General features: G+C 47.7%; 23 protein-coding genes. 4 read left to right on the forward strand and 19 right to left on the reverse strand.

Annotated features, from left to right (window positions below; genetic code table 11):
- The first annotated feature begins 57 nt into the window (after positions 1–57).
- The gene (gene moeA, locus SSED_RS22855) at positions 58–1302 is read left to right on the forward strand and encodes a molybdopterin molybdotransferase MoeA (RefSeq protein WP_012144706.1); all 1245 of its coding nucleotides are present in this window, start codon (positions 58–60) and stop codon (positions 1300–1302) included.
- Between the two features lie 82 nt (positions 1303–1384).
- Positions 1385–2170 (forward strand): molybdopterin-synthase adenylyltransferase MoeB, encoded by a 786-nt coding sequence (gene moeB / locus SSED_RS22860; protein ID WP_012144707.1) that lies wholly within the window; start codon positions 1385–1387, stop codon positions 2168–2170.
- A gap of 91 nt (positions 2171–2261) precedes the next feature.
- Here moeB and yecR read toward each other — a convergent pair whose 3' ends face one another.
- Positions 2262–2558, reverse strand: coding sequence for a YecR family lipoprotein (gene yecR / locus SSED_RS22865; protein WP_049772142.1), 297 nt, complete (start codon positions 2556–2558; stop codon positions 2262–2264).
- A gap of 216 nt (positions 2559–2774) precedes the next feature.
- On the opposite strand from yecR, the gene SSED_RS22870 reads away from it, so the two are divergent.
- Complete coding sequence (locus tag SSED_RS22870; RefSeq protein WP_012144709.1) at positions 2775–3773, forward strand: phosphotransferase family protein; 999 nt, start codon at positions 2775–2777, stop codon at positions 3771–3773.
- A gap of 34 nt (positions 3774–3807) precedes the next feature.
- On the opposite strand, the gene SSED_RS22875 is transcribed toward SSED_RS22870, so the two are convergent.
- The 7 genes from SSED_RS22875 to SSED_RS24395 all read right to left on the reverse strand — a co-directional run bounded on the left by SSED_RS22875 (position 3808) and on the right by SSED_RS24395 (position 8870).
- Positions 3808–4482, reverse strand: coding sequence for a DUF3379 family protein (locus tag SSED_RS22875; protein WP_012144710.1), 675 nt, complete (start codon positions 4480–4482; stop codon positions 3808–3810).
- Positions 4479–4964: an RNA polymerase sigma factor gene (locus SSED_RS22880; RefSeq protein ID WP_012144711.1), complete on the reverse strand. Its 486-nt coding sequence runs from the start codon at positions 4962–4964 to the stop codon at positions 4479–4481. The genes SSED_RS22875 and SSED_RS22880 overlap by 4 nt, the downstream gene beginning before the upstream one ends.
- Complete coding sequence (locus tag SSED_RS22885; protein WP_012144712.1) at positions 4965–5744, reverse strand: HvfC/BufC N-terminal domain-containing protein; 780 nt, start codon at positions 5742–5744, stop codon at positions 4965–4967.
- Complete coding sequence (gene bufB / locus SSED_RS22890; RefSeq protein ID WP_012144713.1) at positions 5735–6637, reverse strand: MNIO family bufferin maturase; 903 nt, start codon at positions 6635–6637, stop codon at positions 5735–5737. The genes SSED_RS22885 and bufB overlap by 10 nt, the downstream gene beginning before the upstream one ends.
- Positions 6637–6921 (reverse strand): BufA1 family periplasmic bufferin-type metallophore, encoded by a 285-nt coding sequence (locus SSED_RS22895; RefSeq protein ID WP_012144714.1) that lies wholly within the window; start codon positions 6919–6921, stop codon positions 6637–6639. Before SSED_RS22895 ends, bufB begins: the two co-directional genes overlap by 1 nt.
- A gap of 230 nt (positions 6922–7151) precedes the next feature.
- On the reverse strand, positions 7152–8375 hold the full coding sequence (gltS, locus tag SSED_RS22900; RefSeq protein WP_012144715.1) for a sodium/glutamate symporter: 1224 nt from the start codon (positions 8373–8375) through the stop codon (positions 7152–7154).
- A 336-nt stretch (positions 8376–8711) separates the two neighbouring features.
- On the reverse strand, positions 8712–8870 hold the full coding sequence (locus SSED_RS24395; protein ID WP_012144716.1) for a DUF2986 domain-containing protein: 159 nt from the start codon (positions 8868–8870) through the stop codon (positions 8712–8714).
- A 146-nt stretch (positions 8871–9016) separates the two neighbouring features.
- On the opposite strand from SSED_RS24395, the gene SSED_RS22905 reads away from it, so the two are divergent.
- Positions 9017–9796 (forward strand): substrate-binding periplasmic protein, encoded by a 780-nt coding sequence (locus SSED_RS22905; protein WP_012144717.1) that lies wholly within the window; start codon positions 9017–9019, stop codon positions 9794–9796.
- A gap of 81 nt (positions 9797–9877) precedes the next feature.
- Here SSED_RS22905 and SSED_RS24400 read toward each other — a convergent pair whose 3' ends face one another.
- The 11 genes from SSED_RS24400 to moaD all read right to left on the reverse strand — a co-directional run bounded on the left by SSED_RS24400 (position 9878) and on the right by moaD (position 17321).
- Positions 9878–10042, reverse strand: a complete 165-nt coding sequence (locus tag SSED_RS24400) for a YqaE/Pmp3 family membrane protein (protein ID WP_012144718.1) — start codon at positions 10040–10042, stop codon at positions 9878–9880.
- Positions 10043–10065: 23 nt separating this feature from the next.
- Positions 10066–10740: a TIGR01621 family pseudouridine synthase gene (locus tag SSED_RS22915; protein WP_012144719.1), complete on the reverse strand. Its 675-nt coding sequence runs from the start codon at positions 10738–10740 to the stop codon at positions 10066–10068.
- A 45-nt stretch (positions 10741–10785) separates the two neighbouring features.
- Positions 10786–12009 carry a sensor histidine kinase gene (locus tag SSED_RS22920; protein WP_012144720.1) on the reverse strand — a complete coding sequence of 408 codons (1224 nt, stop codon included), beginning with the start codon at positions 12007–12009 and terminating at the stop codon, positions 10786–10788.
- A gap of 82 nt (positions 12010–12091) precedes the next feature.
- Positions 12092–12769 carry a response regulator transcription factor gene (locus tag SSED_RS22925; RefSeq protein WP_012144721.1) on the reverse strand — a complete coding sequence of 226 codons (678 nt, stop codon included), beginning with the start codon at positions 12767–12769 and terminating at the stop codon, positions 12092–12094.
- A 9-nt stretch (positions 12770–12778) separates the two neighbouring features.
- Positions 12779–13315, reverse strand: a complete 537-nt coding sequence (locus SSED_RS22930) for a PepSY domain-containing protein (RefSeq protein WP_012144722.1) — start codon at positions 13313–13315, stop codon at positions 12779–12781.
- Positions 13316–13470: 155 nt separating this feature from the next.
- Positions 13471–13830, reverse strand: a complete 360-nt coding sequence (locus SSED_RS22935) for a NirD/YgiW/YdeI family stress tolerance protein (protein ID WP_012144723.1) — start codon at positions 13828–13830, stop codon at positions 13471–13473.
- Positions 13831–13963: 133 nt separating this feature from the next.
- Entirely contained in the window at positions 13964–15073 is a 1110-nt protein-coding gene (locus tag SSED_RS22940) for an ABC transporter ATP-binding protein (protein WP_012144724.1), read from the reverse strand.
- On the reverse strand, positions 15054–15734 hold the full coding sequence (modB, locus tag SSED_RS22945; RefSeq protein WP_012144725.1) for a molybdate ABC transporter permease subunit: 681 nt from the start codon (positions 15732–15734) through the stop codon (positions 15054–15056). The genes SSED_RS22940 and modB overlap by 20 nt, the downstream gene beginning before the upstream one ends.
- Positions 15735–15737: 3 nt before the next feature.
- Entirely contained in the window at positions 15738–16553 is an 816-nt protein-coding gene (gene modA / locus SSED_RS22950; RefSeq protein ID WP_012144726.1) for a molybdate ABC transporter substrate-binding protein, read from the reverse strand.
- 49 nt (positions 16554–16602) lie between these two features.
- The gene (gene moaE, locus SSED_RS22955) at positions 16603–17067 is read right to left on the reverse strand and encodes a molybdopterin synthase catalytic subunit MoaE (protein WP_012144727.1); all 465 of its coding nucleotides are present in this window, start codon (positions 17065–17067) and stop codon (positions 16603–16605) included.
- A 2-nt stretch (positions 17068–17069) separates the two neighbouring features.
- A complete protein-coding gene (moaD, locus tag SSED_RS22960) occupies positions 17070–17321 on the reverse strand; it encodes a molybdopterin synthase sulfur carrier subunit (RefSeq protein WP_012144728.1) in 252 nt (83 codons plus the stop codon).
- Positions 17322–17325: the final 4 nt, after the last annotated feature.

The following is a 17325-nucleotide window of genomic DNA, read 5'->3' on the forward strand; positions in this document are numbered from 1 at the left end:
AATGAGCGACAACTTTTGACTCTATTCGCCTGTATTCACGTATCTTAAGGTAGCCCGATGCCCAGTAAAGCAGATCCATGTTCTCGACCAAGTCTTATGCATCCAGATGAAGCGATCGCCCTACTCCTCAAGCAGGTAAACACTGTAGATGATTCTGAAGTTGTGCAGCTCTCCCACGCCTTAGGCCGCGTTCTGGCTGAAGATTTAGCCTCCAGCATCGATCTTCCTCCTTTTAATAATTCAGCTATGGATGGTTACGCCTTCCGTTTCGACGATCTTGCCGGTAATGAAAGTCTGACGTTGATAGGGCAATCCTTTGCCGGACACCCGTTTGAAGGGGTACCGAAGGCCAACACCTGTATTCGCATCATGACCGGAGCTCCCGTTCCGGATGGATACGACACGGTGCAGATGCAGGAGAAGGTCGAAGCTAAAGAGAATTCAATCTTCATTGAAGCACCTAAAGCTAAGGGCGCCAATGTACGCTACCGTGGCGAAGAGGTGAAACCCGGCGGTAAGGTACTCGTCTCCGGGACTCAGATAGGCGCAGCCGAGATGGGCGTACTCGCGACGATTGGTGCAAGCCAGCTCCGAGTCACCCGCCAGATAAAGGTCGCCTTCTTCTCCACCGGAGATGAATTACGCCCCATCGGCACCGAACTCGCACCGGGACAGATTTACGACTCCAATCGTTACAGCATTCAGGGCCTGTTGAGTCGTGCTAATGTTGAATGGATCGACATGGGCGTGATTGAAGACGATCCTGAAGCGATACGTCATGCCTTTCGCAACGCCTCGGCCAATGCCGACATGGTACTGACCTCAGGCGGCGTATCTGTCGGTGATGCCGACTACACTAAACAAATCCTCGACGAAGAGGGAGAGGTCACCTTCTGGAAACTGGCCATCAAACCAGGAAAGCCTTTCGCCTTCGGCCACCTGGGCAAGGCTATCTTCTGCGGTCTTCCCGGCAATCCGGTCTCCTCTATGGTGACCTTCTATAAGCTCGTTTGGCCACTGTTAAATAAGATGCAGGGCCTGCCTCAAGTGAAACCATTACAGTTAAAGGCCAAGCTTAAAGGCAATTTGCGTAAATTCCCGGGTCGCGTCGAATATCAGCGTGGCATCCTGAGTACGAACGAGAACGATGAAGCCGAAGTCAGCATTACCGGTAGCCAAGGTTCCGGCATGCTCACCTCTATGAGTCTGGCCAACTGTTTCGTTATCTTAAGTCAGGAACAGGGTGATACCGCCGATGGCACCATGGTCACGGTTGAACCTTTTAATTCAGTACTTTGCTAGAATAAGTGCTTAGCTAAAATAAGTGCTTAGCAAATAGATACAGACACAACGATTTTCATTATTCGTTCAGGAATAAAGCAATATGAGCTCGACCCAAGATACCGATGAGATTTTGTCCGATAGTGAGATGCTCAGATACAGTCGACAGATCTCCATCAAGGCGATGGATTTCGACGGACAGGAGAGGTTAAAACTCGCCAGAGTCCTGGTTATAGGCGCCGGCGGTCTTGGCTGTGCAGCCACTCAATACCTTGCCGTTGCGGGTGTTGGGCAGATGACAATCGTCGACTTCGATACCGTTGAGATCTCTAATCTTCAGCGTCAGGTATTACATCAGGACAGGAATGTCGGCCAGCCAAAAGTCGAATCGGCAAGAGAGACACTAAGCCAGCTCAACCCTCATATTCAGATCGACACCATCAACGCGGTGCTCGACGATCCTGAATTGGATGAGCTAGTCGCTAAACATACTCTGGTGCTGGACTGCACAGATAATGTGGCTGTACGCGAGCAACTCAATAAAAGCTGCTTTACTCATAAGATACCTCTGGTGTCCGCCGCCGCCATCCGCATGGAAGGGACGGTCACAGTATTTGACTATCAAGGTGAACACCCTTGCTACCACTGCTTCAGCAAGTTATTTGGTGAACAAATGCTCACCTGCGTCGAGTCAGGGATATTGGCACCGGTCGTCGGCATGATAGGTTGCTTACAAGCCACCGAGGCCATTAAGGTCATCTCGAATATGGGCAAACCACTCATAGGTCGCATCTTAATGATCGATGCCATGACGATGGAGTTTCGCGAGATGAAGATAGCGAAACAGGCTAATTGTTCAGTTTGTGCTAAACAGGAAGCAGAGAAGTAGCAGTCCGCAAGCTCATAGGACACCAATCTTGAGACAGTGCGATTAGATAAGCCACTATCTAATCGCCACTCAATCTCAACGGCTTAAATTCTTAGTCAACGCACTGATACTCTTTGGTGATCGTGTAAGAACGGCATTGCTCATCGGCACAGGTCTTGGTTTCCACATCGAACGGCTTAGCCCCGGAAAATCCCCAGTAGCCGCAGCGCAGCTTCGCTAACTTAAGCCCATCGCTCTCGTCTGGAGTATGCTTATCCAATGCCCCCAGCTCATAGCTTAGCCGCACAACGGCATCACTTTTTGAACCACCCACCGCTCCCCAATCATTCTGAGTTGCACAACCCGAGACGGTCAACAAGACTGCAGCAGCCAACGATATCTTTAACATTGAACTCATATTAAGCCATATCACATTAAGTAAAATTATCGCCGCATACTAACCCATTCTTATCTGTGATGAATTCACTACCTCGCATAAAACCAACAAAATCACAAACCCCTCACCAAATGTTACAATTAGATTTACATATTGTGACCTCTAAATCGTGACTTATTCACAAACACTAAACCAACATAGACAAATGAAGAGAAGGGAATACGCCCGATGCCATTGACAAGATTACCCCTCAACCCTAGTTATGATGAGGCTTGTGATATTTGCGATCACTGGCAACTCAATGATTGGCAACCTCTGCTCGATATCATCATCGACCGGCACAACATAACTGTCTCCCAAGTGTCTCAGAACTTCGAAGGCACTAATCCTGTGTTTGAGCTGACATTGAACTCTGAGCAAAGTGAAGAGCAAGCTTATATCGTTAAGGTTCTCGCGCCAAACTGGCACAGCCAGTTTCAGAGCGAATATCACAGCCTCAAATTACTCAATGGTCAAGATTTAGGAATCGCCGTACCTAAATTGCTCTACTCGGGAGAGGTCGATAACTGGTACTACTTAATCATTGAGAAACTCGAAGGAGTAATGCTGTCATCGGTAATGGCCACACTAGCCTTAGAGAATAAACTGGAGATAGCCCATGCTCTCGGTCAGTTCAGTGCCCGACTACACCGACTCGATGTAGCCGGGATCCCAGAGATAAAACTGGATTGGCCGGAATTTGTTCGGTTACAGAGAAAGCATTGCTATGCGAAACGCAAGAAACAACAAGTTCCCACCGCCTTGCTTGAGCGTTTAACCTCCTATCTGGAACAGCATATCTCCAGGCTAGATACTTTTTTGAAGAGCGAGGAGATGCACCTGATCCATACCGATCTACATCCGGGTAACCTGCTGGTAGCGGCCCGAGGGGGCCATTACCGACTCGTAGGAATTTTTGATTTTGGTGACGCCCTCGTCTGCCCCGATCCACTGTTTGAGTTTGCCTCTCCTGCCCTACTGTTTGCACAGGGAGAGCCCGGAATATTTAATGCCTTTCTTGACGGCTATGGTTACCGGGAAGAGCGGAATAACGGCTTGCAACAACATATGATGGTATTGAGCCAGTTAAGACACACAGGCGATCTCAATTATCTGCTCCATCATGTTCCCCATTGCGCCGATGAAACCCGTTGGCAAGCCCTGGAATCAAAATTTTTCCCGCTATGAGGAGTCCGCTCTACATCAGCCTGATATGCCAGGCTCAATCGATACTTTGAGCCTCGGCCATCAATAGCCCCTTTTCTACCCAAAGTAATACCCTTATCCCTTTGACGTAGATCTCCAGAGCCTGCTCTCCGGACTCTACATTCGGTAATTTCCCGTAAAGCTCTGCATCATAACCCACCTCATAAAGCGTCACTTTATTTCCGGTATCTGATTGATAACGGATCTGAGCCGCGCTAACACCTTGAATTGAGCAGTATCTGGCGCCGAGCAACTGGTTATTTTGCTTCGAAAATAGGCTAGACTTCACAACTGAAAAATCCAATTCGGTAAAATACTCACGTATTGGCTCGATTCTCTGAGAATCGATTTCGAGGGGCTTCATATTAATATGGTTCATCGCCACTTCATCGGCAATCTTCCAACTCATAGCGGGTTCCCCTGGGTAAAAATTGAGGCTCAAGGTCAAAATTAAAATAAGGCTGGCTGCCAGAGCCATATAAGATCTCAGGCGCATCTTCGAGCTGCTGACATCTTCGACTTGCCCTTTACTATTATCGAATGATGACTCTACCGGTGACTCCTCTGCCATATGACCCGCAAGCAAGTGTTCGAATTTCGTCAGTTTTTCATCATCGAGACGCTGCTGCTCGATAAACTGCTTTGCCGACTGTTTAAATGAGGTATCCATCTTATCTGTTTTTTTGTTCATGATGAAGCCCCGAACAAACGCCTCTTCTGCTCTTCGCTCGCATCGGCAACCTTTTGCTTTATTCGGTGTAAACGGGACAGAATCGTCCCTCGGGGCTGATTAAGATCTTCGCTGATTTCTGATGCGCTAAAGCCATCGATGGCCCACAGGTAGAGCACCTCTCGTTCGGCAGAGTTCAATAAATTAAGCACTTGTTCAATGAGGTGATGCTGTATCTGCAATGTCTCTAAAGACGTTTCATCGAGTAAAATCGGCGCATGCTCTTCGATAGACTCGAATGCCACCTTCTGTTTGCGACGGCAATCATCGACAAATTGATTACGAATGATCTTCCTTATGTAGGCATGGGAATACTCAACCTCTTTACCCCGTCGAATCCACTTCTCCAGCGACGTTTGCAGTAGATCTTCCGCACTTCCGCGTTCGGTCGTTAAACAGAAACAGTAACGATACAGGCCGTGAAGCTGCTCGCGAGACAACATTTATCTTGGCTCTCGCAGGCGAAATCCACATATCCAGCCCTTAGCGATGAATTCCGCCAGGTCCGTCATATCAAAAGACGCCTCCGTCATCACTCCTAAGGTCACTTCGGCATCGAACGCCATTAACAGCTCATACCCGAGGCGGGATATGCGCTCCACTCTGGGTTTAAAGGGATCACGATAGATACAGAAGTGATAATGCTCCTGAGGCATATCAATCTCAACATGGTCACTGTGCTCTTGAGCATTGCGCTCTTGATGATTCAGCCAGATCTCATATAGAGGAAAACCTGAACTTCGTATAAAAATATCGGGACGCAATATCATAACGACATTCTCTTGCTGTCGTTCGCTAAGTCCAGCTATTTCAGCCAATTCGAGGCAGGGTCTACCGTCCGCGGCATAATAACTCTTAAGCAGCAACCACTCGAGTTGAGCGAGCTCGGGGAGATATTCGAGTCCATTAAATGCTAAGTTAGTTTCAAGTATCTCCTCAATAAACCGGGGAAAACCTTCACCATAATGGTTAAGATTACTCTCCTGCATAGGATTAACGTTAAGGTAATCCTGAGCCATCTTAGAGAAACACCCCTCGCCGACAATCTGCTCACAGATAGGAAATGCCTTAATCAAAGTCGCCTTTAAGGCCTGTAGGGTGTTATTACGATATATCTCTAACCGGGCTGACTCACGGGGGTTTACCAGTGAAAGGAACTCTTCATCACAGCCTTCCGGACTGAGCGCCTCCATAAATGAGTTCTGCCATTGAGCTAAGCGCATTGTCCTACCCCTCTGTCTCCCTCAGCTTTCCCGCGAGAATCGGTTCGACTACCATTCGGGTGCCGATTTTCATCGGCGGCCTGTAATATCGCCGCTGCGATATTTCGTTCGGCGAGCAACCTCTCCAGTGGTGGTAAGTCGTTATCCCACTCGATCATGCTGGGTATGGCTCCATTTTTGGCAATAAAATGCTCGAATTCCTGCCATACATCTTTGTCTACCGGATGGTTATGGGCATCGAGCAGAAAGTCTCCCTTGTCATGGAAACCCGCGAGGTGGATCTGCTTCACCCGCTCCACCGGAATAGCTTCCATAAACGCCTGCATATCCTGATTGAGATTCTTAGCCGTGACATAGGCGTTATTGATATCTAACAGCAGATAGCAATCGGCTTCTTTCGCCACAGCAGCAAGAAACTCTCCTTCGGTCAGCTCATTAAATTGACAGCTTACATAGGTAGACACGTTTTCAAGCAGAATTCTTTCACCCATAAACTCCTGCACCTGAATAATACGTCGGCTCAGGTGTTTCACCGCCTCTTCGGTGTAGGGTAAGGGCAAGAGATCGGGGACCTTACGTCCGGCATTACCAGAGAAGCTCGCATGCTCCGAATACCAGAGGGCGCCCGTTGATTCCTTTAACGCTCTGATTTGTGCCAGATAGTCCAGGTCTATGGCAGGCAAACCACCTAAGGAAAGGCCTACGCTGTGGAGCACCAGAGGATAACGTTCGGCAATGGCCTCGAGCATCTGCTTATTCAGCCCTCCTTCAACTAACCAGTTATCCGCCAACACCTCAAACCATGGAATATCGGATTCATCGGCAGCTAAGATCTGCTGCACATGGGGGATGCGCAGGCCAATTCCCGCACCGTTCAGACTCCCCCGTTTCATCAGGATTTAGCCGGTTTCACGGCTTTAATGACGCCGCCAGTGATCTTTTCACACGTTCCGGCAGGCACATAGACCCACTCATTGGGTAAGTTGTCAGACTTAGCTTGTCCGGCGCAGCCATGACTGCCATCGAGTGCACCACAATCATTTGCCCCAGCCTTGGCAATACCTGCACATTTTTCCCACTGCGTGGGCTGTTCTGGAACCGCGTTAGCCCCCATGGATATTCCCGCAGCCAAAATACCTGCCACAGTTAATCCGAGAGCTTTGTTAGTAGAGTTCATATCGTTCTGTCCTTATAGAAAATGAAGTGTTCATATCTATAACGAATACTAGACCCTGTTTGATTGCACCGATTGTAAATTATTTGTTAGTTATTGTTCCTGCGGTCTGACTTGTCAGCTTCTTAGAGGGAATGAGTTGGGGAGCAAGGAATTGAGAACAGATACAAAAAAGCACTTCAAAAAGAAGTGCTTTTATTTGGGAGAGCTCGCGCTATTGGTTTAGTTCAAGCTTATCCGATAAAACTTAAGTAGCCCTGCAGGATAATCGCATTCACAATATCGATGAAGAAAGCCCCGACGATTGGTACGACCATGAAGGCCTGCGGCGACGGCCCCGTTCTCGAAACGAGTGCACCCATATTCATTACGGCCGTAGGTGTTGCCCCCATACCAAAGCCGCAATGACCACCAGCCATCACGGCGGCATCATAGTTACTTCCCATCAGTCGGAACGTCACAAAATAAGCAAAGAACGCTAAGGTGATGGTTTGCACCAACAGGATTATCAATAAAGGCACGGCAAGATCGAATATTTCCCAAAGTTTCAGGTTCATCAGTGCCATAGCCAAAAACAGAGATAAAGATACCGTACCCAGAACGTCGACACTCTCACTGTTTATCTTATAACCACGGGATAACTCAGTGATATTGGTGATCACCACACCTAAAAACAGTGCATAGACAAAGTCTGGCATTTTCAGCCAGCCAATATCCATAGTAGAAACCAGCGAACCGATCCATTTAGCACCCGCTACACACAGAAGCAGCAGGAAGAGTACCTCGAGGATACTCTTAGCCGTCACCCTGTCCTCTTCTAACTGATCGTAGGTGAGAAGATCTGGGTGATCTTTATGGTGATTACCGCCTACGCCATATGAAGAGAGCAGATCATTTTTATTGATCAACCTCTGTGCTACCGGACCACCGATTATCCCGCCCATGACCAGGCCAAATGTAGCCGCAGCCATGGCGAACTCGAGGGTGTTGATGCCGTAGGTGTCTGAAAAGGTTTGTGCCCACGCAGCCCCCGTTCCATGACCACCAGACAGGGTGATAGAACCGGCAATTAACCCCATCAGAGGTTCTAATCCCAGCGTCGTAGCTAAACTGACACCCACGGCATTTTGGATCACGATATAGAGAGAAGCGATACCTAAGAAGATAAAGACCTTACTGCCTCCCTTGAGCAATAACTTATAACTTGCCGCTAAACCAACCGTACTGAAAAACATCAGCATCAGGGTGTTTTGCATCGACAGAGTAAATTCCAATGCAACATTGTTAAAGTGCAGAATTGTGATGATCGCGGCGACAATCAGGCCACCGACGATAGGTTCAGGAATATTATATTTCCTGAATGAGGCAACGTGACGATTGACAAAATGGCCAATGAAAAGCACCAAAATAGCCACTAAGAACGACTCTAGTTCACCTATTGAATAAACTGTATTCATGAAACTCCTATTTGAATATGTAAAGCCAAACTGCGCTAACCTGAAACATCAGAATTCAGGCTATCAATAACTTTACTTTCTTTCGGTCAGTACCTAACAAAGAGAGATGTTCGGTACCTATGATGAGACAGCCGGGCATTCTGCCACAACTCACCATGTTTACGGTATTGCCGAATTAGCAAAAAGGCATATTCGTCGCAAATAAAGAGGAAAAAACACATCATCAGGATGATAATCCACCACATAGGTGAATTAACAACCCGCAAGAATGGGAAGCTGAAGGTGTTTTACAGATGTATATGAAAGTAACCTGGCCCGAAGAGGCACAGATTTAGATTAATCTGCAGCAATAGGGCTTGCTTGTACCTCCTCTAAGGCGAGTCTGGCACGCTCATCTTTAGAGATATATTTGGGTTTATTATGGCCGTGCAGCTTGGCATTGGCTTTTTTAGCTTTGCTTTTAAGTGTTTGGTTAATCTTTTTCTTTCGATTCATCTTGCGGCCCGGTCAACGCTTTAATCAGCAGGCCATTATATATCAGCAGCGCACATAATACCTAAATGCACACGCCATCTTTTATTTGCACTACACCAGATTTATATTAGCATTACTTAAACGAACTATTAACTTTAAGCCTTGCCATGACAATACAGGTACACTTATCTCTGGCGACTCTGCCCCTTCTTGTTTTTCTGGTTAGCTTAAGCAGCGCAGCCGCAGAGCGACAAGCTCCCGCTCAAGAATCGGCATATTTTCCTATCATAGCGGTAGAAAATAGCTGGCCTCCCTATGCCGATGAAATGGGAGAGGGTCTGTCGACATCCATAGTAAAACATGCATTTTCGGCCGTTGGTATTACACCGAAAATCCAGGTGTTGCCCTACGCAAGAGTGCTTTACGATATTAAGAGTGGCAATGTCGTTGGCGGGTTTAATGTGAGCAAACAAGCCTCCACTGAGGCTATTTATCTATTTGGCAATTCAGCCCTGTTCATGGCTAAATCCTCATTCTTTTTCCGTCCGGAAGATGGGGCTCAATACGCCAACATTAACGATCTTCCTGACGATTTTAAAGTTGGACGGATTTTCGGCTACGAATATGGGCAGACATTCGAACATGAGCAGCACAGATTCAGAGAGCTTAAAGTCTCCAGTCAGACTCAACTCATCAATATATTGCTGGCTGGCAGAGTCGATGCCGTGATCATGTACGATGAAGTGGCAAAGTACACCCTGAATAAGATGAAGTTGGACTCAACAAGCTTATATAGAGGCTTCCCGAATAAAGAGAGCAGAATCCACCTTGCCTTCTCTCGAAAGCATCCAGGCTCTGAAGCACTCGCAAAGGCATTAGACAAGGGGATAGAGATTATCCACTCGAATGGCGTCTATGAGAAAATAGTTACAGGAGAGATAGACTAATTGGTACAGACCTACTGCCTCTCAATAGAAATGCAGCCATTTGGCTGCATTTTATCTGTCAAACACCCTCTACTGAGCAGGTTACTTAGTCACAACCCAGAGCGCATGCAGCAGACCAGGAATAAAGAAGAGCAAGCATAGGATGATGTTAATCAACAGGTCTTTACCTACACCCGATTTCAGGAATACGGCTACGGGGGGTAGCAAGATAGCGATAATAATGAGTAAAAGCTTATTGGTGTCCATTAATAAATCTCCCTAAAAATAATTCATTTTCGTTTTGGCCAATCTAACTTCTCAGGCTCCGACCATATTTGCAACTGCTTAATTGCATCAGGAGTTGTAAATTCAGCGCCTTGCGCCGGGTAGTTCAAGTATTGGTACGCTTTAGCGCGAAAGATAAAACTTAAGCTAAAAGCATGCAGGTAGCCCCGGTCGGCCTCGCCGCCACCGTAAAGCCTATCGCCTAAAATCGGCACGCCTATACTGGCAAGTGCCACCCTTAATTGATGGGTCTTTCCGCTCAAAGGTTTAAGCAGATACAACCTAACGCCTTCGGCAACAGATTGAGAAAAAAACTGTGTCATCGCAGGGTTCTCCATCGTACGCATTAGCTTGTACATGCTGCGACGAGATTTGGCCATATCTCCGACCACCCAACCTTGCTTCTTCTTTGGTTTTCCTTTCGCTATCGCCACGTAATATTTCTGAACCTTATGTTCAGTGAAGAGCTGCGTAAACTCGGCTGCGGCCCGACTACTCTTGGCAAACAACAATAACCCGGAAGTCAGGGTGTCGAGGCGATGAACCGAGAAGAGTTTCACCCCGAGATCTTGTTCAACCTGGGCCATAACCCCTGCCGTCCCATCCTGACTGTGAAAGTGGACATCGTGGGATTTAGATATCACTAAAAAATCAGCTTCATCTGCAATTATCTGGTACATCTATCGTTTGCTCACTGTCTATATATAAAATAAGATATTGGTGCACTAGAAAGTAATACTCACTATCAGCCCGGGCTGGTTATCCATTAACTTAACCCGCGCATCATGTCTGGCCAAAATTGCTTTCACTAACGATAACCCTAACCCTGTGCCCTGATTGTGGCGACTCGGGTCTAACCTGACCAAACGCTCGAAGACCCTATCTTTCGCTTCGTTGGGAATACCGGGGCCATTGTCGCGGATCTGTATCTCTCTCCCCTGCTGCACTATCTCAATATGCGCACCTTCACCCGCATACTTGATCGCGTTATCGACCAGATTAAACAGAGCCTGGAACAGGAGGTACTTGTCACCGGTTAATTTAACGTCTGTTCCCGTGGTAACCGAAAGAGTCTGCTGATTCATCTCAGCCATGGCTTCGGCCATCTCAAACAGGTCTTCACATAAAAGCTTTAGACTCAGCTCCTGTAACTCTAATGTCTGCTGCCCCTCTTCGATACGGGTCAGTGAGAGCATGGCATCGAACGTCGCCAGGCAATGATCTAACTTCTCGGTCAATATGGCACAGGCTTCGGGCAACTCTTCACAGGACCTGTCAGGCAGCTGCTCTAAACCTATCCTTAAGTGTGACAGAGGCGTTCTGAGATCGTGGGCAATGTTGTCTGTCGCCCCTCTCACTGCCGCCAAGTTGTTTTCCAGCGTGTCCAGCACCCGGTTAAACTTGCTGGCCAGCATGTCAAATTCATCCTGGCGCCAACTGACAGGAAAACGTGTCGAATACTCACCCCGCTCGATGCGACGGCTAAGACGGTTATATTGCACCAGACGGCGTAAGATCGCCTTAGAAAACAGATAACCTAAGGCCAGAGTCAGCACTATGGTTAACATCAGAGCCGTGATGGCAGCGTTAACGAATCTGTCTATCAAGGTTGCGAGCTGATCGGTTCGTGTAGCGATTAAAACCGGGCCATAGCGGGTCATGACTAAGCCACCGGTGAGAATATGTAGCTTATCCGGACCACCGGTCAATATCGGGAACTCACGGGTTTGCGGCAGCATAGGCATATCATCGGGCATCAAACTCAGTGCGCCAACCAAATCGAAAGAGTTACGCCATACGACAAGAGCCGTTTTAGGATCGGCTGTCTTGACCTGTATACCGAAGCTTCTTCGATCTAAGGTCAGTGCCATCTGTTGGTAGCGGGCTTTTTCAGCCGCGAGATGTTGATCTGTCTGCAGCTCCTGCTCGTTCATCAATTGCCGGTACATGCCAAAGAGCAAGGTACCTATGATTAAGGTAACAAGAGCCGAGAAGATAATGGTAATGCGCCAGGCACTACTCTGATAAGGCTTAATTCCCTTGGCGGAGGCGATAACCTGCACCTCGAACGGTTTCAATCAACTCACCAAATCCCAGCTCTTCAAATTTGCGTCTGAGCTTAGCGATATGAACATCAATCACATTGGTACGGGGATCAAAATGGTAATCCCACACGGCTTCGAATAACAGTGTGCGGCTAATAACTTGGTTTGGGTGTTCCATCAAGTACTTTAACAGTTGAAACTCTTTAGGTTGCAGCATAAGCTCGGTACCGTCTAAGGTCACTTTACGGGTAAGCAACTCCATCACCAGGTTTCCCACGGACAGCTCGGTATCGGCAGGCTGAGAAAAGCCTCTCTGCATCAGTTTTTCGGCGCGAACAAGCAACTCAGAGAAGGCAAAGGGCTTAGTCATATAGTCATCGCCACCCGCTCTCAAGCCTTTTACACGCTCATCGACATGGCTTAGCGCCGAAAGGATCAATACCGGTGTCTGACTACCTGTTGCCCTGAGTGCAGCAAGCAGCTTTAATCCGTCAAGTTGAGGTAGCATACGGTCTAATATCACCAGGTCATACTTCATACTCGTCGCGAGGAGCAAGCCCTGATGACCATCACTTGCGGTCTCGATGTTATGCCCCTGCTCCATAAAGCCTTTAACCACATATTCGATGGTGGTTGCATCATCTTCTACAAGTAAAATTTTCATACAGGTAACCTAGTTCCATTTAAGCATTGGTAGAGGACGTTGAGTTTTAATATCGAATGCAATCTTACTCTTACCGTTTCCATCTAACAGTTTTAACTCCAGGTAACTGATATTAAGGTCGTGATCCAGTTGGGCTTCCACAATGTGCGCTTGGCTGTCTACCATCGCCTGTTTTACCAGATAACTAAAAGTTAACGACTCATCTTCCATCACACTCACAGCTTTAAGCTCATCTTTATCATCGGCTTCAAGAGACTCGACCCGTTGATGGATCAGTCGGCCATCTTTGGCTCTGAACTCAAATTCGGTGATGGTTTCAGCACTGGTGTCTATAACGCTAATCTCATAGATTAGCTCACCCTTCTCAACATCTATTTCAAATTCGCTTATTACACCGGGGTAGTCTTTCTCGACTTGTAGCATAAACGTTTGCGGAGAGATATTTTGCCCATCTGAGAGCAGTTCCAATACAGAGGCTCCAGCCAGACATGCGCCAGAAAAACCGGTACTTGAAAAAAGAACTAAACTAACTAGCCAACGAGCCATCGCTCCTCCGTTATCATTTATACACGTTTCATCTTATATCAATAAAGAAAAAACCGTTACCGTTCAGATAATTCTACTGCCAATTTTACTTCAACTGAGCCTATCCGAGTCGATGCAGTTTTAATGATTACAGACTCTATAGGATGACTCAATGGCTAAACACCCGATTCGTTAATCAGGTCGATACTGTCAATTTCGATCTCGATACCTTGCCACTCATCATCGACCTCGCCTCTGAGCGTCACAGTTGTATCGCTGGAGACTTCGATATCACGCCAAAGCGCATCATCAATCTCGACCTCAATATCGCCGGTCGTATCCCGGAAAAGGTACTTTTCATCGCCTAAGCTTTTAACCAGATGTCCCGTCAGCTCTACTGGAGTGTCATCTTTCGCTTTACCGGCTTCGGCCGCCGTTTTTGCATGGCTATTAACTCCCGGACCGTTATAGGCAGCAAATGCTGGCAGGGTTAATACACAAGATAAGATGATGGAGCCGGTTAATTTTTTAGACATTTTGAGTTCTCCTTTTAAGTTAAGGCTAATCTTATGCGTTTAACCGTAAAGGAGAGATGGAAATCAGATTAATGTTTGATCATAAATGGGAGCCGAAAATATTGGTTACCATCTATAGCCTGAAAATCGTGGCCTATTGCGGCTCCAGAATATGAATAAGCTCAGATTTTAAGGCAACGGTTGTATTAACCCCCTCTGCCAACTCAAGCTTTAATGCCAGATGCAGCGGCACCTCGGCATTAATCTGATGGCGCACTCCCTTAACGCTTGCGACGATTCTGACGGTTTCTCCCATAGTCAACATCGAGTCTATGGTGATATCTAACTTGTTGAAACTTCGACATAGCCTGCCCTGTTTAATCGAGTTAAATCGTATGCCGTGATTTGGGATCACCCAACGCACCTTAGTCCCGACGGCTAAGCTGTCGAAGTAGGTGCTGGCGATCAGGTGTTCGCCAAACTTCAACCAGGTGATCTGGCGCTCCTCTTCCTGAGCAATCACATGAGCATCGAAGAGATTACGCAACCCCATCTGCTTGGCAACCGCTTCATTACGAGGACGAGTCAATACCTCCTGAGGTATCCCCTGCTGCAACATCTTCCCCTGACTTATCAAAATCATATTATCGGCAAGCAGTAACGCCTCATTAAGATCGTGAGTCACCATGACAACGGGAATAGAGAGTTGTTCTTTCAATCTGGCCAGCTCGAGATAGAGACGCTCACGGGTCTCTCTGTCCACGGCAGAAAATGGCTCATCCAACAAGAGAACCGACGGCTCCCGAGCAAGCGCTCTGGCCAATGCCACTCTCTGCCTCTGTCCGCCGGACAGGTTGGCAGGTAAACGATCGGGTAAGCCATGAAGGTTCACCCTCTCCAGCCACTCTTTAGCACGGGGGATCCGCTCAGACTTAGGAATATGATCCAGTGCGGCAACCACATTCTCGAGCGCGGTTAAATTAGGAAACAGACCAAAATGTTGAGGCACATAACCCAGATGACGCTGTTGAGGGGTCAGGTTAACCTTGGCATCACCTTTAAACCAGGAGATATCTCCGTAGCGGATCTCACCCGACTCAGGTTGATTTAAGCCGGCAATCATTCGAAGCAGGGTCGATTTACCGCCACCGGAAGGGCCAACAACCGCCATGACCTCGCCGGCCTTACAGGTAAATTCGGCATCGAGCCTGATCTGCTTATCTTGTCTGATACGACAATAAAGATCACCGACGTCTTGAGACATGTGCCGCTCCCATACTTCTGGACAAACTGGTGGTAAATGCCAATACGGTTACAGCAAAAACGAGTAACACCAGAGACATCTGTCCGGCACTGGCAAAATCGAATGCCTGAACACTGTCATAGATGGAGATGGCGATGGTCTTAGTTTCTCCGGCAATATTGCCGCCCATCATCAGGACGACGCCAAATTCGCCTAAGACATGGGAGAAGCACAGCACCAAAGCGGTCAACACACCGGGCCATACCATAGGGAGCTCAATCTTAAAAAGCACCTTCATTCGACTCATCCCGCAGCATGCTGCGGCATCCCGGACATCTTCAGGCACCGCCTCGAAGGCACGTTGTATAGGCTGAACCGCGAAGGGAATATTGACCAAAATAGAGGCAACGACCAAGCCGGAAAAATGAAAGACCAGCTGATGGCCTAATAGCTCTTCCAGCAGCCGTCCAAGCCAGGACTGACTGCCAAGCCCCACCAGCAAATAGTATCCGATCACTGTGGGCGGCAGCACCAATGGCACCATGATCAAGGCTTCAACCCACGACTTACCGGTAAAGTGATGATACGCCAGATAGCGGCTAAGCAAGATGGCGAAAGGGATCAAAATAAGTACTGTGACACTACTCAGCTTAATCGATAACCAGAGCGCTTCCCAATCCATCCGTTAATTACCCGACTCAGTATGGGTCGACGAGTCAGGCAAACCAAACCCAAACTCGATAAATATCTGACGAGCAGTCTCAGTTTGAAGGTAGGCGTAGAATGCCTTAGCCGTTGTACCCGCTTTTTTAGTGAGCACCATACGTTGATATAAGGGAGCATGCAGTTCGGCTGGTAGTGCCTGGTAGTGACCCATCTTTTGAAATTGAGGGGCTATTGCTAAAGAGAGCGCAATAATACCACCTTGGGTCGAGCCACTGACGGCAAACTGAGCCGCTTGCGAGACATTCTCACCATAGATAAGCTGAGGCTCAATAGATTCCCAAAGACCCATATTCTGCAGCAACTCGCGCGCACGCTCACCATATGGGGCATGGTCCGGATTAGCGATGGCAAATCGTTGCAGCTGACCGGCTTTCAACAGAGACTTAAGGCCACTGAGCTCCGGGTCTAACTTCAACGGAGAACTTTTCGGTGCCGCAAGGGCTAATCGTCCAATCGCATAAAGCACACCTTCATCGACTGTCGCCCCAGACAGGGCTAACTGATCGGTATATTTTTCATCGGCCGACATAAACATCTGAAAGGGAGCGCCATGTTTAATCTGAGCCACAAAATTACCGGAAGAACCGTAAGAGATCCTTACTTTTTCACCGGTATCTTTGGTGAACTGTTTGGCAATTTCATCGAGAGCAAACTTAATATTAGATGCCGCCGCAATCGCAGGGACATCACGATCCGCAGCTTGCACACTCACAATACCCGAACACAAGAGTAAACTTGCAACACAAAGCGCAACCAGCCCTTTCAACTTCCTCATCACTTCCTTCCCGAAATATGCCAAACCCCGAAGATAAATTGGTTAACTTTTACTTATCCCACATCTTAGCCGCTTGCTCATCGGCGTCTTTCGCTTCGACCCAGCTCTTACCACTTTCACCGGCTTCCAGCTTCCAGAAGGGTGCCTTGGTTTTAAGAAAGTCTATCAAGAACTCACAAGCTGCAAATGCCGCTTTACGGTGAGCACTGGTCACACCGATAAACACAATCTGCTCACCCAGTGCCATAGTACCGACACGATGAATAATGGTCACATTATTCAAAGGCCAACGCTCACGCGCTTCGACAGCAATCTGGTTTAATACAGCTTCTGTCATGCCAGGATAATGCTCCAACGTCAGGTCGGTAACCACGCTGCCGTCATTAAAATCTCTGACCTTACCAACGAAAGTGACCACGGCTCCATCACTGTTATCATCGGCAATCAGGGCGTACTCTTCAGGCACACTAAAGTCTTCAGTTTGTACCAAAACCTTATTCAAGTTTGAAGACATGATCACCCCCCGGTAACAGGCGGAAAAAAGGCAACTTCATCGCCATCTTGTACCGGCGTATCCCAACTACTGATGGTTTGGTTTACGGCAACAAGCAGCTTATCAGAGGCTAACACCCGGCCCCATTTTTCATCTTTGGCAGCGAGTGCCGCGCGCAGAGTCTCTGCAGAGCTCAATTCATCTGTCGCTTCGACCTGAAGACCACTTTCGCCCAACAACTCTCTCACCTGCGCAAAAAATAATACGTTTATCATAACT

It is taken from the genome of Shewanella sediminis HAW-EB3 (assembly GCF_000018025.1).
Lineage (GTDB): Bacteria > Pseudomonadota > Gammaproteobacteria > Enterobacterales > Shewanellaceae > Shewanella > Shewanella sediminis.

Bases quoted from the DNA above. Each gene is read 5' to 3' on its own strand.
- yecR (WP_049772142.1), bottom strand. From the start codon at position 2,558: ATGTTAAAGATATCGTTGGCTGCTGCAGTCTTGTTGACCGTCTCGGGT.
- SSED_RS22895 (WP_012144714.1), bottom strand. From the start codon at position 6,921: ATGAACTCTACTAACAAAGCTCTCGGATTAACTGTGGCAGGTATTTTG.
- SSED_RS22925 (WP_012144721.1), bottom strand. From the start codon at position 12,769: ATGAAAATTTTACTTGTAGAAGATGATGCAACCACCATCGAATATGTG.
- SSED_RS22875 (WP_012144710.1), bottom strand. From the start codon at position 4,482: ATGAACAAAAAAACAGATAAGATGGATACCTCATTTAAACAGTCGGCA.
- SSED_RS24400 (WP_012144718.1), bottom strand. From the start codon at position 10,042: ATGGACACCAATAAGCTTTTACTCATTATTATCGCTATCTTGCTACCC.
- bufB (WP_012144713.1), bottom strand. From the start codon at position 6,637: ATGAAACGGGGGAGTCTGAACGGTGCGGGAATTGGCCTGCGCATCCCC.
- SSED_RS22885 (WP_012144712.1), bottom strand. From the start codon at position 5,744: ATGCGCTTAGCTCAATGGCAGAACTCATTTATGGAGGCGCTCAGTCCG.
- moeA (WP_012144706.1), top strand. From the start codon at position 58: ATGCCCAGTAAAGCAGATCCATGTTCTCGACCAAGTCTTATGCATCCA.
- SSED_RS22930 (WP_012144722.1), bottom strand. From the start codon at position 13,315: ATGGCTCGTTGGCTAGTTAGTTTAGTTCTTTTTTCAAGTACCGGTTTT.
- SSED_RS24395 (WP_012144716.1), bottom strand. From the start codon at position 8,870: ATGAATCGAAAGAAAAAGATTAACCAAACACTTAAAAGCAAAGCTAAA.
- moeB (WP_012144707.1), top strand. From the start codon at position 1,385: ATGAGCTCGACCCAAGATACCGATGAGATTTTGTCCGATAGTGAGATG.
- SSED_RS22940 (WP_012144724.1), bottom strand. From the start codon at position 15,073: ATGTCTCAAGACGTCGGTGATCTTTATTGTCGTATCAGACAAGATAAG.
- modA (WP_012144726.1), bottom strand. From the start codon at position 16,553: ATGAGGAAGTTGAAAGGGCTGGTTGCGCTTTGTGTTGCAAGTTTACTC.
- SSED_RS22905 (WP_012144717.1), top strand. From the start codon at position 9,017: ATGACAATACAGGTACACTTATCTCTGGCGACTCTGCCCCTTCTTGTT.
- gltS (WP_012144715.1), bottom strand. From the start codon at position 8,375: ATGAATACAGTTTATTCAATAGGTGAACTAGAGTCGTTCTTAGTGGCT.
- moaD (WP_012144728.1), bottom strand. From the start codon at position 17,321: ATGATAAACGTATTATTTTTTGCGCAGGTGAGAGAGTTGTTGGGCGAA.
- SSED_RS22880 (WP_012144711.1), bottom strand. From the start codon at position 4,964: ATGTTGTCTCGCGAGCAGCTTCACGGCCTGTATCGTTACTGTTTCTGT.
- SSED_RS22915 (WP_012144719.1), bottom strand. From the start codon at position 10,740: ATGTACCAGATAATTGCAGATGAAGCTGATTTTTTAGTGATATCTAAA.
- SSED_RS22870 (WP_012144709.1), top strand. From the start codon at position 2,775: ATGCCATTGACAAGATTACCCCTCAACCCTAGTTATGATGAGGCTTGT.
- modB (WP_012144725.1), bottom strand. From the start codon at position 15,734: ATGGATTGGGAAGCGCTCTGGTTATCGATTAAGCTGAGTAGTGTCACA.
- moaE (WP_012144727.1), bottom strand. From the start codon at position 17,067: ATGTCTTCAAACTTGAATAAGGTTTTGGTACAAACTGAAGACTTTAGT.
- SSED_RS22935 (WP_012144723.1), bottom strand. From the start codon at position 13,830: ATGTCTAAAAAATTAACCGGCTCCATCATCTTATCTTGTGTATTAACC.
- SSED_RS22920 (WP_012144720.1), bottom strand. From the start codon at position 12,009: ATGTACCGGCAATTGATGAACGAGCAGGAGCTGCAGACAGATCAACAT.